Consider the following 13,830-nt stretch of genomic DNA (forward strand, 5'->3'; position numbering starts at 1 on the left):
TCTTGTGTCTCATTTTATGGGGCTAGTGCCTTCCAACTGGTTTTAAGTAAAGTGAACCATTACCAAATAATCACGCGGTCTTCTGGTTTGCGCCACATGCCATCGCCTTCTTTAACATCAAAAGTCGTAAAGAAATCATCAAAGTTTGGCAATTGAACATTTGCCCGAAGTTTTCCAGGAGCATGCACGTCCACGCTGGCTAGCATCTGCATGAACTCTGGCCGAGCTTTCATGCGCCAGATACGGGCAAAGTTAGTAAAGAATTCTTCTGCAGAGAAGTCTGCTTCTTTCTTAGCGGCTTCCAGTGCTGCCGCAATACCACCAAGGTCTGCAATATTTTCTGAAACAGTTAGTTTCCCATTGACTTTAGCACCGTAAGAATCCTGTCCGTCAAATTGCTCAATCACCTTTTGAGTACGTGCTTGAAAGGCCTCGTAATCTTCTGACTTCCACCAATTGTTCAAACTTCCGTGTTCGTCAAATGAAGCTCCATTTGAGTCAAAGGCATGAGAAATTTCATGAGCAATCACCGCACCGATTCCACCATAGTTAGCTGATGAAGATTGATGTAAATCATAAAATGGCGCTTGGAGAATGGCTGCTGGGAACACAATTTGATTTTGCTGTGGGTCATAATACGCGTTGACCATATGGGCTGGCATGTGCCATTCACTGCGATCCACTTCCTTGTTCCACTTGCTCCATGTATGCGCAATAGAAATTTTTGCTAAATTTTGAGCATTCTCCACCAAACTCAAATTCTCATCAATCACTTTTTTCGCATAGGTTTCTGGCAATTTCTCTGGATAGCCGATATGCGGTGTGATGACATTGAGTTTGACAATCGCTTTGTCACGTGTTTCCTTAGCGAGCCAATCCGCCTTTTCCAGACGCGACTTATAAACATCAATCATAGCAGCAACTTTGTGCTCTACATCTGCTTTTGCTTCAGGTGAGAATTTTTCTCCCGCATACCACAAACCAAGTGCTTGGTTATACGGACCTTGCGCTAGCTGGTAAGCTGCCTTTTCTTTTGGACGTGGTTCTGGGACACCTGAGATAGCGCGTGCATAGGTACCTGAAAGGACACGAATTTCTTCAGTGAGCAAAGAAGTCCATGCTCCAGTAGAGAATAACTTCAGTGCCGCATGCAAATGCTCCCAATTCTTTTCTGAATAACATTCTGCTGCAAAGTCTTTCCAGAAACGCTCTTGAGGAACAATCACTTTGTCTGGGACTTGTCCCAAAATCTCTGTAAAAATCGCGTCAAGCGGCAATTCTGGAGCTAGCTTCGTAAAATCTGCCCAATCGTAAGGATGATACAATTTCACATATTCTGAACTTTCTTCATTTGACAGGACATACTTGGCTAATTTAGCATCCAATTCCAGATATTTATCCAAAATATCTTTTGTTTCCTCTGCCGAAAAGCCAAATTTAGTCAACAATTCTTCCTGCATTTTCCGCCAGATTGCCAGCAATTCCTTGCCTTTTTCATTTCCTTCTTCATAGTAGGTTGTATCTGGCAAAATGATTCCAGGCGCATCGGCCCAGAGAACATTCATTTGCGCATTCATAAAGTCTGGAGCAACATCAAAAGTAAAGAAATTTGGCTTTCCAGCCATTTCATATTCAGCAATCTTATCTGCAAATTCCTTAAAAGAGCCAAGCGCTTTATATTCTTCCACAAGCGGCATCGCTGGAGCAACTCCTGCTTGTTCCCGTCCGTCAAAATCTGCCACCAAACGATGGTATTTCACAAAATTTTGCAAAATTGGATCATCCGGCACATCTTGACCTGCTAACCATTTATCAGTTGTAGCCAGCATCAATTTTTCAATATCTTGATCCAGATCCATAAATCCACCTGTCACAGGCTTATCATCAGGAATAACTGCTGTTTTTTCCCATTCACCATTGACATAGTCAAAAAAATCATCTTGTAAACGTGTCATCTTGTTCTCGCTTTCATTGTTTTATCTTAATCCTATCAAAAAAGTTCTGAATAATCAAACTTTAATCAAAAGAGATTTTCTGTCAAACTTTACTTCTGATTTTTCTTAAAAATTCTAAAAATTAACTTGACTTAATTTTTATTTTAATGTATATTAACAGTAGAGGGAGGTATAAAAATGATACGTATCGAAAATTTAAGTGTCTCTTATCAGGAAACACTTGCTCTCAATCAGATTTCTTTGGAAATCCAAGACCCAACTATCATGGGAGTTATTGGCCCCAACGGAGCTGGTAAATCCACTCTTTTAAAAGGAATGTTGGGTATCATTGACCACGCTGGACAAACTTATCTTGATGATAAAGAATTCTCAAAAGTGCTCAGTCACGTAGCTTATGTGGAACAAAAAATTCACATTGACTACAACTTTCCTATCAAAGTAAAAGAATGTGTATCGCTTGGACTGTATCCAAAAGTGAAATTGTTTCACAGACTAAAAAGCACAGACTGGGACAAGGTGACAAATGCGCTGCGCATTGTCGGCTTAGAGGATTATGCTGAACGCCAAATCAGCCAGTTGTCAGGAGGGCAATTTCAACGGGTCTTGATTGCGCGCTGTCTGGTACAAGAAGCAGACTGTATCTTTCTGGACGAACCGTTTGTCGGGATTGATTCGATCAGCGAAGAAATTATCATGACAACGCTACGCAATCTAAAAGAACAAGGAAAAACGATTCTCATCGTCCACCATGACTTAGGAAAAGTCCCGCATTATTTTGATCAAGTTTTAATTTTGAATAAAGAACTCATTGCCATTGGGGAAACTTCATCAACTTTCACAGAAGAAAACTTGAAAAAAGCTTACGGCTCTCAGCTTTTTGTGAATGGAGGTCTTTAATATGTTTTCAGAATTTCTTGATGGACTACAAAATTTCCATTTTTTACAAAATGCACTGATTACGGCCATTGTCATCGGGATTGTTGCTGGAGCAGTTGGTTGCTTCATTATCCTAAGAGGCATGTCCTTGATGGGCGATGCCATTTCACACGCAGTCTTGCCAGGAGTTGCACTCTCCTTTATTTTAGGAATCAACTTCTTTATCGGAGCCATTGTTTTTGGGCTTTTAGCTTCGGTCATTATTACTTATATTAAAGGAAATTCAATTATCAAAAGTGATACTGCCATTGGAATAACTTTTAGTTCCTTTTTAGCTCTTGGAGTCATTTTGATTGGAGTTGCGAATAGTTCAACCGACCTTTTCCATATTCTTTTTGGAAATATCTTAGCTGTGCAAGACATTGATATGTGGATTACAATTGGTGTAGGAATCGCTGTTCTAATTATTATTGGACTATTCTTCAAAGAATTATTGATTACATCTTTCGATCCACTTCTGGCAAAAGCGATGGGGATGCCAGTCAATTTTTATCATTATCTCTTGATGATTCTCTTGACGCTAGTTGCAGTTACAGCTATGCAAAGCGTGGGAACGATTTTGATTGTTGCCATGCTGATTACACCTGCTGCTACTGCTTATCTTCACGCTAACAGTCTTAAAACGATGATTATCTTGTCTTCTAGCTTGGGGGCAATTGCATCTGTCTTAGGACTTTTCATTGGCTATACCTTTAATGTTGCGGCTGGCTCAAGCATTGTACTGACATCCGCCATTATCTTTGCCATTAGTTTCTTTATCGCTCCAAAACAACGATTTAACAAACTAAAAAATAAACCCAAGCTAAAATAAAATTAGTATTTCATTTATTAAAGGAGAACCTTATATGAAAAAATTAGGTTTTATCGCCGTTCTGTTTTTAGCCATCATCGGGCTTGCTGCCTGCGCTGGTCAAAAAGGAACTTCTGCCAACAAATCTTCAAAATTGAATGTTGTTGCTACCAACTCGATCATCGCTGATATTACCAAAAATATCGCTGGTGATAAAATCAATCTGCACAGTATCGTTCCTGTCGGAAAAGATCCACATGAATACGAACCATTACCAGAGGATGTGAAAAAAACATCAAAAGCTGATTTGATTTTCTACAATGGTATCAATTTGGAAACCGGCGGAAATGCTTGGTTTACAAAATTGGTCAAAAATGCGAAAAAGACTGAGAACAAAGATTACTATGCTGTAAGTAACGGAGTGGATGTTATCTATCTGGAAGGTCAAAATGAAAAAGGGAAAGAAGATCCTCATGCTTGGCTCAATCTAGAAAACGGAATTATTTATGCTAAAAACATTGCAAAACGTTTGATTGAAAAAGATCCTAAAAACAAAGAAACTTATGAAAAGAATCTGAAAGCTTATACTGCAAAACTTGAAACATTGGACAAGGAAGCAAAAGCAAAATTCAATAATATTCCTGCTGAAAAGAAAATGATTGTTACAAGCGAAGGTTGCTTCAAGTACTTCTCTAAAGCTTATGGTGTCCCATCTGCTTATATTTGGGAAATCAACACTGAAGAAGAAGGAACTCCAGATCAAATCAAAACATTGGTTGAAAAACTTCGTAAAACAAAAGTACCATCACTCTTTGTTGAAAGTAGTGTTGATGACCGTCCAATGAAGACTGTTTCAAAAGATACAAAAATTCCAATTTATGCCAAGATTTTCACTGATTCAATCGCTGAAAAAGGAGAAAAAGGCGATAGCTACTACGACATGATGAAATGGAATTTAGATAAAATTGCCGAAGGTCTTAGTAAATAAGAAATATAAAAGGAGCCGGAAATGATTACCAGTTCCTTTTTACTTGAAATCCTTCTTGAATAAATAAGCCTTTCATTCTCTGAAACAAGCGGTTATCGGCTGTATTCTTAAGTTATTTTTGATATACTAGTATGATAAGGAGTAAAAGGACAATATGACCCCAAACAAAGAAGATTACCTCAAATGTATTTATGAGATTGGTACGCATACTAAAAAAATTACAAATAAAGAAATTGCCGCCCAGATGCAGGTGTCTCCCCCAGCTGTCACAGAAATGATTAAAAAGATGAAAGCCGAAAAATTGATTGTAAAAGATAAAACAAGCGGTTATTTACTGACAGATCTTGGTTTACATCTTGTTTCTGAGCTATATCGCAAGCACCGTTTAATCGAGGCTTTCCTCGTACATGATTTGGGATATACGACTGATCAAATCCATGAAGAAGCGGAAGTCTTAGAACACACCGTTTCAGAATTATTTGTCGAGCGCTTAGAAAAAATGCTGGATTTCCCAGAAACCTGTCCCCACGGCGGAACCATTCCTGCAAAAGGTGAATTATTGGTCGAAAAATACCAATTGACTTTAGATCAAGTTGAAAATGCTGGGACCTATCGTTTAACACGAGTTCACGATGAATTTGAATTATTAAAATATTTGGAAAAACACGATTTACATCTGGGAGATACGCTGATTCTGGAGCAATACGATCCTTACGCTCAACTGTATGCGCTCAAGGTCAATGGAAAAGAGCTGCAAGTCAACTCTGCTATCGCTCAACAGCTTTATGTGGAAAAAAATATAAAAGGAAGTCGAAACTGATAACATTAACACATTGGAGACTGCTCAATGCGTATTGAGTTTTATCCTAGAAAGCAAACAAGTCTGGAACAGTTTTGTCCAGACTCGTTTTTATTTATCATTTTCTCAACGATTCTTCGTATCTAACACAATCGTCACCGGTCCGTCATTGACTAACTCAACCTGCATATCAGCTGCGAAAACACCTGTTTTAACAGGTATTTCTCGACCTAGCAATTCGTTAAAATCATCATACAATTGACTAGCCAAGTCTGGTTGAGCAGCGCCTATAAAAGCTGGGCGATTACCTTTTTTTGTATCTGCGTAAAGGGTAAATTGAGAAATAGAAAGAATTTCTCCATTTACGTCTTTGACGGACAAGTTCATCTTGTCTTCATCATCTGAAAAAATCCGCATATTGGCAATTTTTCTCGCTGCATATGCCACATCTTCTTGAGCATCATCTGGAGCAACACCGACTAGCAACAGTAGTCCTTGCTGAATTTGATTATAAAGTTCGTTATCAATCGATACCGAAGCTCGCTTCACACGCTGAATCACTATTTTCATTGTTGAACTTCCTAATTTTCGTTACATTTTGTGAATTAATTCACAAAAACGCAATTTTAGCAAAACATTTCCGCTCTGCTGTCCTCACCTAGCCATTTGTCCGTTTGACAGAATAAACTTCTGGCACGCTCTTAATCTTATCTACAACTGTTGTGAGCATGGATAAATTAGCGATTCCGAAAGAAACATGAATGTTGGCAAATTTCATATCCTTAGTTGGTTGTGCATTCACAGTGGAGATATTTTTTGTTGTATTAGACAAAACTTGCAGCACATCGTTCAAAAGACCTGCTCGATTCAAACCATAAATATCAATGTGCGCTGTGTATTCTTTCGTAGAGGTATTTTCTTCCCATTCGACCTCAATCAAGCGCTGCTCATAATTTTCCTGCGCTCGTAGATTCATACAGTCCTTACGATGAATGGCAACCCCGCGCCCCTTTGTAATGTACCCGACAATCTCATCACCAGGAACTGGATTACAACATTTGGCAATCCGTATCAAAAGCCCTGACGCACCTTGGATAATGACGCCGCCCTCATGTTTGACCTTGAGGGTGTCCTTGTTTTCAACCTTGACTTCACCGCCCTTAACAAGCTCTTCTGCTTCAGCTCTTGCTTTAGCACGCTCTTCTTCACGGCGTTCTCTTTCTGTCAAACGATTAAAAATCGAAACAGCACTAACTTCACCAAACCCAATCGCCGCAAAAAGAGTTTCCTCTGTTTTGTAGCTCGTTTTTTGCAGAACTTCTTCCATGTGTCTTTTGTCCATGTATTTGTTAGCCACATAGCCATTTTCTTGAAATTGTGCTTGCAGAAGTTCTCGACCTTTAGAAATGGATAATTCCTTGTCTTGATTTTTGAAAAATTGACGAATTTTATTGCGTGCCTTGCTAGTCTTAACAAGGTTAATCCAGTCACGACTCGGTCCAAAGGAATTGGAACTGGTAATAATCTCAACTTGGTCCCCAGTTTTTAACTTCGTAGTCAAGGGCACCATGCGACCATTTACCTTTGCACCAACCGCTTTTTCACCCACTTTTGTATGGATTTCATAAGCAAAATCAATCGGTCCTGAGTCTTTTGGCAGCGAACGAACAGCACCATCCGGCGTGAAGACATAGATTTCTTCAGCAAGGTAATTTTCCTTGACGGAATCCACAAAATCCTGTGCATCATTGGACTGGTCTTGGAGTTCCATCATCTCCTTAATCCAATTCATCCCAATCGCCGATTCTTTGCTATCAACCTGCCCTTTAATACCTTTTTTATAGGCCCAGTGTGCAGCAACCCCGTATTCTGCCACTTCGTGCATTTCTTTGGTCCGAATTTGAAACTCAATCGGTCCCTTAGGCCCATAGACGGTCGTATGGATTGACTGGTAACCATTTGCCTTGCGATTAGCAATATAATCTTTAAAACGTCCGGGCATTGGTCGCCAGAGTTCATGAATGTAGCCCAACATAGCATACACATCACTTTGCGTATCTAAAATGCAACGAATAGCGATCAAGTCATAAATCTCATCAAAACGCTTTTTCTTGTCCTGCATTTTCCGATAAATGGAGTAAATATGTTTAGGACGACCGTAAATTTCCCCATGAAGATTACGCTCAGACGCATAGGTTTCAATCTTATGAACCACTTCGTCCACTAACTCCTCACGTTCCCGACGTTTTTCTTTCATCAGGTGGGAAATCTTATAAAACTCTGTCGGATTCAAATATCGAAAAGCTAAATCTTCCAATTCCCATTTGACGCTCGAAATCCCCAAGCGATGAGCCAACGGAGCATAAATTTCCATGGTTTCACGTGAGATGCGTTCCTGCTTGTCTTTGCGCAGATGCTTGAGCGTTCGCATATTGTGCAAACGGTCTGCCAGCTTGACCAAAATGACACGAATATCCTTAGACATCGCCATTAGCATTTTTCGGTGGTTTTCAGCCAACTGCTCCTCGTGAGACATGTACTTGACTTTACCAAGTTTGGTCACACCATCGACAATCACGCGCACACCATGTCCAAACTCGCCTTCCAAATCGTCCAAAGTTGCAGCTGTGTCTTCTACAACATCATGTAAAAAACCGCAAGCGACACTGACCGCATCCAACTTTAGCTTAGCTAAAATCCCTGCCACTTGAATCGGATGGATGATATATGGCTCACCTGATTGGCGAAATTGCCCCCGATGCCGACCTACTGCATAAACCAAAGCTTTTTGAACAAAGGCAACATCTTCTGATGATAAATACTTTCTAGTAAGAGCGACCACTTGATCGCCCGTCAAATTCACTTCTTTTGGCATTTTCTCTCTCCAGTTCTTCCTACCATTTTATCATTTTTAGACCGATATGAAAACAAGGAAATACAGAAGAAAGCAATAGAATCATAAGAAATACCTAAAAGCTGCAGATTCAATACCATTTCCCCAATACTAGGAAAAAGAACATGGCACCATTTCAGGTAAAAAGCCCGCCTTTAAATAGGCGGGTTGTGATGGAAGAAGTGATGTTTTTCAGTATGCAACATATCTCCGATAAATTCAACATAAGCATAAATGAGATAGCAAGCTGATACAACGCCTAGCATAGCAATCAACAACTCAAATAAGGTAGATAAAGACATGATTGAACCTCCTCTCCTTATCAAGCAAAAGCATTTTTCGTCATCTAGCTAGCAAATTTGTTCCTGTACTTCCATCCTTTCTAGCTAAGCTAGATATTTCACTTATATTATACCAAAGTCAGGAGTTAAGGACAATAGAAATTAGCTTTCCCAATGATTTTTCCCTATTGCAGTAGCTCTGTCAGTACACTGACTGCACTGAGTGCGTAAAGCGGAGCTGTCTCTGTCCGCAAGATACGTGGACCCAGCCCTGCAAGTATAGCTCCCATCTCTTCCAATGTGGCAATTTCTGCTGGAGACAGGCCACCTTCTGGACCAAAAATAAATAAAATCCGACTTCCTTTTTTGAGTTCTGTCACAGCCTTGACCAAAGCAGCAGACTCTCCCCCTTTGGCAGATTCCTCATAAGCTACAATGACGCGGTCAAACTGGCTCAAACAATCTAAAAAATCAATTTTCTTCTCGAAAAGTCGAACTTCTGGTACCCAATTGCGTTTGCTCTGCTCTGCTGCTCCCAAAACAATCTTCTCTAGTTTGTCTGCTTTTTTAGCAAGTTTCTTACCGTCCCACTTGGCAACAGACCAGTCGGCCTGAAAGGCCCAGATAGCAGCTGCACCCAGTTCCGTCGTTTTCTGAGCTACCCATTCTAGCTTGTCTCCCTTGGGAAAGCCAGAAGCAACCGTCACATGAAGTGGCAGCTCCGCGTTTTCTGGCAATTCTTCTACCAGATTCAGCACATGGCGCTCTCTATCTGCAACTCTTGCTAGACGTTTAATACCATCCTCAAAAACCAGTACTACCTCATCATCTTCTACCAAACGCATAACAGAAAACATATGCTTGAGGGTATCTTTATCTCTGATAATGACAGGATTTTCAACCTGTCCTTTCACAAAATACTGCTGCATCTAACCTCCTATCACTCCTGAAATCTCCTTGGTTTTCTTAAAGACACAGGCATTCCACTCGCCCTGAATCATGTGGGTCTCAAGGAAAAATCCAGCAGCTTCTGCTGACTCCCGCACCAGATTCCATTTCTCAGAGATAATTCCGCTCATAATCAGGTAGCCCTCATCCTTAAGCAAACGGTAAGCATCATCCGTTAGATTTACCAAAATATCCGCCAGAATATTGGCTACAATGACATCAGCCTCAATATCAATGCCTTTGAGAAGGTCGCCAGCTGCCACATGAATATTTTCAGTCCCAGCATTCAGCGCAATATTTTCCTGAGCAACACGGACAGCCACATCGTCTAGGTCATAGGCGAAAATCTCCTTGGCACCCAAGAGAGAGCTGGCAATGGAGAGAACCCCACTGCCTGTACCCACATCCAGCACCGTTTCTCCGCCCCGCAGGACCTGCTCCAGAGCAAAGAGGCTCATCTTGGTCGTCGGGTGAGTGCCCGTACCAAAGGCCATGCCAGGATCCAGCTTGATAATCTTCTCACCAGTGGTCACCTCATAGTCCGTCCAGGACGGCACGATGGTCAAGTCATGGGTGATTCGAGCCGGTTCAAAATATTTTTTCCAATTGTCCGCCCAATCTTCCTCTGCCAGCTGCTGAGTGGTTAACTGGGTTTCTCCAATCTCCAAACCAAAATCTCTAAGCTGTACCAAACGCTCTTTCACTTCTTGACGAATCATTTCAAGATTCGCTGTTTCTGGGTAATAAGCCGTAATGGCAACCATATTCAGCTGCTCTACCTGAGGCAGCACCTCCCCAAAAGGACCAGCTTCCCCCAGATAATCCGCACTGTCATCAATCGCCACACCTTGACTGCCTAGGTCAATCAGAATATTACTGACCGCTTCTTCCGCCTCACGGCTGACCATGATAGTTAGTTCTTGCCAAGTGTTCATGTGTCATTCCTTTCTTTTAATACTCTTCGTCATATAAACCATATCCATGCCCTCTTGCTCTGGTTCAGTATGCGTTTGATGATAGCCGCATTTTTCATAAAATTTGACCATAGGCTCATCTTGGAAAACCGTACACAAATCCCACTGAGTAATCGTAGGAAATCTTTTCTCTAGCAGGCGAATCCCTTCGTAGCCATAGCTTTTTCGCTGATATTGAGGCAAAATCGCAGCTGTACCAAGCCAACCTTTTGTTCGCTCATCGTTGGTTTGCAAGCGAAGAAAGCCAACAATTTCCTCATCATCTTTGACAAAATAGTAAAAACTATTAAGACGTTCCACCAACTTCCACTTAATCCGCTCCCTATCTTCCAGATAAGGATCATACTGGTCATGATATTTTTCGTAGACAGCTTTAAAACTAGCACGTTGAATACCGATAATGGTTTCTAAATCTGTAGCTTCTGCTTGTTCTATATGAATCATCTCTGCACCTCCAAATAATCTCCCAATCTACTTTTCAACTGCGGGATGACGTTTTCATCCGCTAATAATTCTTCTATATTTACTAATTTGTAGCCCTGTCCTTCGTCACCAAAGACAATCTGATCTATTAGTTCTTGACAGATAGAAGCCACCATGAAAACAGAAACTTTCTCAGGATGAACAAATCCCTGATAACATTTGACCCAAGCAATGGAATCCTCCATCAGTTCAATGCCCAGCTCCTCAAAGACTTCTCTTTTAATGCACTCAAAAGGCGTCTCGTCCTTTTCTCTCCCACCGCCAGGAAAATCCCACATATTAGGATAAGGAATAGTCGAAATATCGTCTCTTAAAATGGTTAAAATTGTATCACCATGCAGCAAAGCAATTTTACAGCCTGAGAAATCAAACGTTTGATGCAAAACAGTCATATCGCTCATTCTTACTTTCTTCCGCACAATTAGTCGTCTTCTTGGGACACCCTTGTGTTTTAGTATCTCGGATAGGGATAAAAGTCCGTCTCTTGCAAATCTGCTCTGGCTTTTTCAAAAGCTTTATTATTCCAGACAATTTCAAATTCCTCTGCCGCTGGATCTGCCAGAAAATCCATGAGAGCATCTAATCCCTCTTCGGCTGTCTGCTTCAAAAAATCCACAAAGTAGGTCAAGAATTCACGAGACAAACCTTTTTTTGGCTCGTAAGGAACAACTGTTAGATAATCCTCTGTTTCAAAGTGAGACTTAGCAGGATTATAAAAGAGAACGCTTTCTTCAAAGAAAATGTCTTCTGTGCTACTTTCTCCATCCACATCTAACAGTTCGATGCCATTTGCATTTTGTACTTCTAAGAGAAAGGACACTTCTACGGCATGATTCTTCTTATCCCAGTTTATCTCATAGTCAAATGGAAAGCATTGCCCCATTTCTTCATTTAATATATCCAAAAATCCATATTTAACCATAGCCAGCCTCTCTCCAATCCTTTAAAATGTGTTAAAATAGATATAACTATAGTAACATAAATCAGAACAGTTGAAAAGAATACCAGTAAGGAGGAAAACGTATGCCAGACAATTTAGCGATTCGCATGCGGCCTAAAAATATCAATCAGGTCATCGGTCAGAAACATCTGGTCGGTGAAGGAAAAATCATTCGTCGCATGGTGGAAGCCAATCGCCTGTCTTCCATGATTCTCTATGGTCCGCCCGGCATCGGTAAGACTTCCATTGCTTCTGCCATCGCTGGTACTACAAAATTTGCTTTTCGGACCTTTAATGCTACCGTTGATAGTAAGAAGCGTCTGCAAGAGATTGCGGAAGAAGCCAAGTTCTCTGGTGGTTTGGTGCTACTTTTAGATGAGATTCACCGCTTGGATAAGACAAAGCAGGACTTCCTCCTCCCTCTGTTAGAAAACGGTCTAATCATCATGATTGGTGCCACAACAGAAAATCCTTTTTTCTCCGTCACTCCTGCTATTCGCAGCCGGGTACAGATTTTCGAGCTGGAGCCTCTGACAAATGACGATATTAAACAAGCTATTCAAACAGCCCTGACGGACACCGAACGAGGCTTTGACTTTCCTGTCCAGCTAGATGATGACGCTCTGGATTTCATTGCCACTTCCACGAACGGAGACTTGCGCTCAGCCTTTAATTCTCTAGATTTAGCAGTTCTCTCTACTCAAGCAGATAATACATGCGTTCGCCATATCACTCTGGATATTATGGAAAACAGCCTGCAAAATAGCTACATCACTATGGACAAGGACGGAGACGGGCACTATGACGTTCTGTCCGCCTTACAGAAGTCTATTCGCGGGTCTGATGTCAATGCCAGTCTCCATTATGCAGCTCGCTTGATTGAAGCTGGAGACCTTCCCAGTCTCGCACGACGTCTGACGGTCATCGCTTATGAGGACATTGGTCTGGCAAACCCCGATGCTCAGATTCATACAGTGACCGCACTTGAAGCTGCTCAAAAAATCGGGTTCCCAGAAGCTCGCATCCTCATTGCCAACATTGTCATTGACCTAGCACTTTCTCCTAAGTCCAACTCTGCCATAGTAGCTATAGATAAAGCTCTTTCGGATTTGCGACAAAATGGAAACTTACCTATCCCCCGCCATCTACGAGACGGTCACTACGCTGGTAGCAAGGAGCTGGGAAACGCGCAAGATTACAAATATCCACATAACTATCCTGGTAATTGGGTGCAGCAAGACTACCTTCCTGAAAAAATTAAAAATGCCGATTATTTCACTCCGAACGAAAACGGGAAGTACGAACGAGCCCTTGGCATGACTAAAAATAAGATTGAACAACTCAAAAACCACTAAAAAATCGTGGTGTCGTTTGCAAAAAATCAATTTTTTCTCTTGAATTTTTCAAAAATTGTGGTATCATAATTATAGAAACGCTGTGGTGTACGACTTCACACTTAAGTGTTGACCGACTATTTTTTGTATTATTAGGGAAACAAAAGACTTCTAACAGCTTGCAGGCCGTCTCACGCGGAAGCAGCTTCAGTTAGAGCGAGTTGCCCACCTGCTTAATTGCGCGGGTTCAATACAAATCGTGAAGGTCCGGCACCAATACAGCTTTTTCTGTTGCCTCCTTAGCTCAGTTGGTAGAGCAGTGGACTCTTAATCCATGGGTCACAGGTTCGAGCCCTGTAGGGGGCATAATAAAATTTAAGTAGAAAGAGTTTGGGACAAAAAGATTTCAATTTTTAAAAATCTTAATTATTAAGCCCTTCAAATCTATAATTAAATGCTAAAAGCGAACAAAACTAGTTTTCTGATTACCAGAAAACTAGTTTTGTTCG

14 protein-coding genes and 1 tRNA gene are annotated in these 13,830 nt (G+C 41.0%); 6 read left to right on the forward strand and 9 right to left on the reverse strand.

The features are described 5' to 3' along the window. Positions 1 to 59 precede the first annotated feature (59 nt). Positions 60 to 1,955: a M13 family metallopeptidase gene (locus tag HMPREF2933_RS08660; RefSeq protein WP_024052643.1), complete on the reverse strand. Its 1,896-nt coding sequence runs from the start codon at positions 1,953 to 1,955 to the stop codon at positions 60 to 62. Positions 1,956 to 2,132: 177 nt separating this feature from the next. On the opposite strand from HMPREF2933_RS08660, the gene HMPREF2933_RS08665 reads away from it, so the two are divergent. The 4 genes from HMPREF2933_RS08665 to HMPREF2933_RS08680 all read left to right on the forward strand — a co-directional run bounded on the left by HMPREF2933_RS08665 (position 2,133) and on the right by HMPREF2933_RS08680 (position 5,489). Continuing rightward, positions 2,133 to 2,852 carry a metal ABC transporter ATP-binding protein gene (locus tag HMPREF2933_RS08665; protein ID WP_070584691.1) on the forward strand — a complete coding sequence of 240 codons (720 nt, stop codon included), beginning with the start codon at positions 2,133 to 2,135 and terminating at the stop codon, positions 2,850 to 2,852. A 1-nt stretch (position 2,853) separates the two neighbouring features. Continuing rightward, positions 2,854 to 3,702, forward strand: coding sequence for a metal ABC transporter permease (locus tag HMPREF2933_RS08670; protein WP_024052641.1), 849 nt, complete (start codon positions 2,854 to 2,856; stop codon positions 3,700 to 3,702). Positions 3,703 to 3,736: 34 nt separating this feature from the next. Next, entirely contained in the window at positions 3,737 to 4,669 is a 933-nt protein-coding gene (locus tag HMPREF2933_RS08675; RefSeq protein WP_024052640.1) for a metal ABC transporter substrate-binding protein, read from the forward strand. A 154-nt stretch (positions 4,670 to 4,823) separates the two neighbouring features. Further along, the gene (locus tag HMPREF2933_RS08680; RefSeq protein WP_024052639.1) at positions 4,824 to 5,489 is read left to right on the forward strand and encodes a metal-dependent transcriptional regulator; all 666 of its coding nucleotides are present in this window, start codon (positions 4,824 to 4,826) and stop codon (positions 5,487 to 5,489) included. A 105-nt stretch (positions 5,490 to 5,594) separates the two neighbouring features. On the opposite strand, the gene dtd is transcribed toward HMPREF2933_RS08680, so the two are convergent. The 8 genes from dtd to HMPREF2933_RS08715 all read right to left on the reverse strand — a co-directional run bounded on the left by dtd (position 5,595) and on the right by HMPREF2933_RS08715 (position 11,969). Further along, positions 5,595 to 6,038 carry a D-aminoacyl-tRNA deacylase gene (gene dtd, locus HMPREF2933_RS08685; protein WP_024052638.1) on the reverse strand — a complete coding sequence of 148 codons (444 nt, stop codon included), beginning with the start codon at positions 6,036 to 6,038 and terminating at the stop codon, positions 5,595 to 5,597. 88 nt (positions 6,039 to 6,126) lie between these two features. Then, positions 6,127 to 8,343 (reverse strand): RelA/SpoT family protein, encoded by a 2,217-nt coding sequence (locus HMPREF2933_RS08690; protein ID WP_024052637.1) that lies wholly within the window; start codon positions 8,341 to 8,343, stop codon positions 6,127 to 6,129. Positions 8,344 to 8,516: 173 nt separating this feature from the next. Continuing rightward, positions 8,517 to 8,663 (reverse strand): hypothetical protein, encoded by a 147-nt coding sequence (locus HMPREF2933_RS10150; protein WP_003070706.1) that lies wholly within the window; start codon positions 8,661 to 8,663, stop codon positions 8,517 to 8,519. A gap of 164 nt (positions 8,664 to 8,827) precedes the next feature. Then, a complete protein-coding gene (locus tag HMPREF2933_RS08695) occupies positions 8,828 to 9,571 on the reverse strand; it encodes a 16S rRNA (uracil(1498)-N(3))-methyltransferase (RefSeq protein ID WP_024052636.1) in 744 nt (247 codons plus the stop codon). Beyond that, positions 9,572 to 10,525 carry a 50S ribosomal protein L11 methyltransferase gene (gene prmA / locus HMPREF2933_RS08700; RefSeq protein WP_024052635.1) on the reverse strand — a complete coding sequence of 318 codons (954 nt, stop codon included), beginning with the start codon at positions 10,523 to 10,525 and terminating at the stop codon, positions 9,572 to 9,574. It abuts the gene before it with no gap. Between the two features lie 3 nt (positions 10,526 to 10,528). Continuing rightward, positions 10,529 to 11,008, reverse strand: coding sequence for a GNAT family N-acetyltransferase (locus tag HMPREF2933_RS08705; protein WP_024052634.1), 480 nt, complete (start codon positions 11,006 to 11,008; stop codon positions 10,529 to 10,531). After that, positions 11,005 to 11,448: an NUDIX hydrolase gene (locus HMPREF2933_RS08710; protein WP_024052633.1), complete on the reverse strand. Its 444-nt coding sequence runs from the start codon at positions 11,446 to 11,448 to the stop codon at positions 11,005 to 11,007. The genes HMPREF2933_RS08705 and HMPREF2933_RS08710 overlap by 4 nt, the downstream gene beginning before the upstream one ends. 50 nt (positions 11,449 to 11,498) lie before the next feature. Next, the gene (locus HMPREF2933_RS08715; protein WP_070241525.1) at positions 11,499 to 11,969 is read right to left on the reverse strand and encodes a DUF3013 family protein; all 471 of its coding nucleotides are present in this window, start codon (positions 11,967 to 11,969) and stop codon (positions 11,499 to 11,501) included. A 101-nt stretch (positions 11,970 to 12,070) separates the two neighbouring features. Here HMPREF2933_RS08715 and HMPREF2933_RS08720 point away from each other — a divergent pair, with 101 nt between their 5' ends. Continuing rightward, positions 12,071 to 13,342, forward strand: coding sequence for a replication-associated recombination protein A (locus HMPREF2933_RS08720; protein WP_070672803.1), 1,272 nt, complete (start codon positions 12,071 to 12,073; stop codon positions 13,340 to 13,342). A 272-nt stretch (positions 13,343 to 13,614) separates the two neighbouring features. Beyond that, positions 13,615 to 13,687, forward strand: a tRNA-Lys gene (locus HMPREF2933_RS08725). Positions 13,688 to 13,830 lie beyond the last annotated feature (143 nt).

Origin of the sequence: Streptococcus sp. HMSC066F10 (assembly GCF_001813805.1) — a bacterium.
Lineage (GTDB): Bacteria > Bacillota > Bacilli > Lactobacillales > Streptococcaceae > Streptococcus > Streptococcus vaginalis.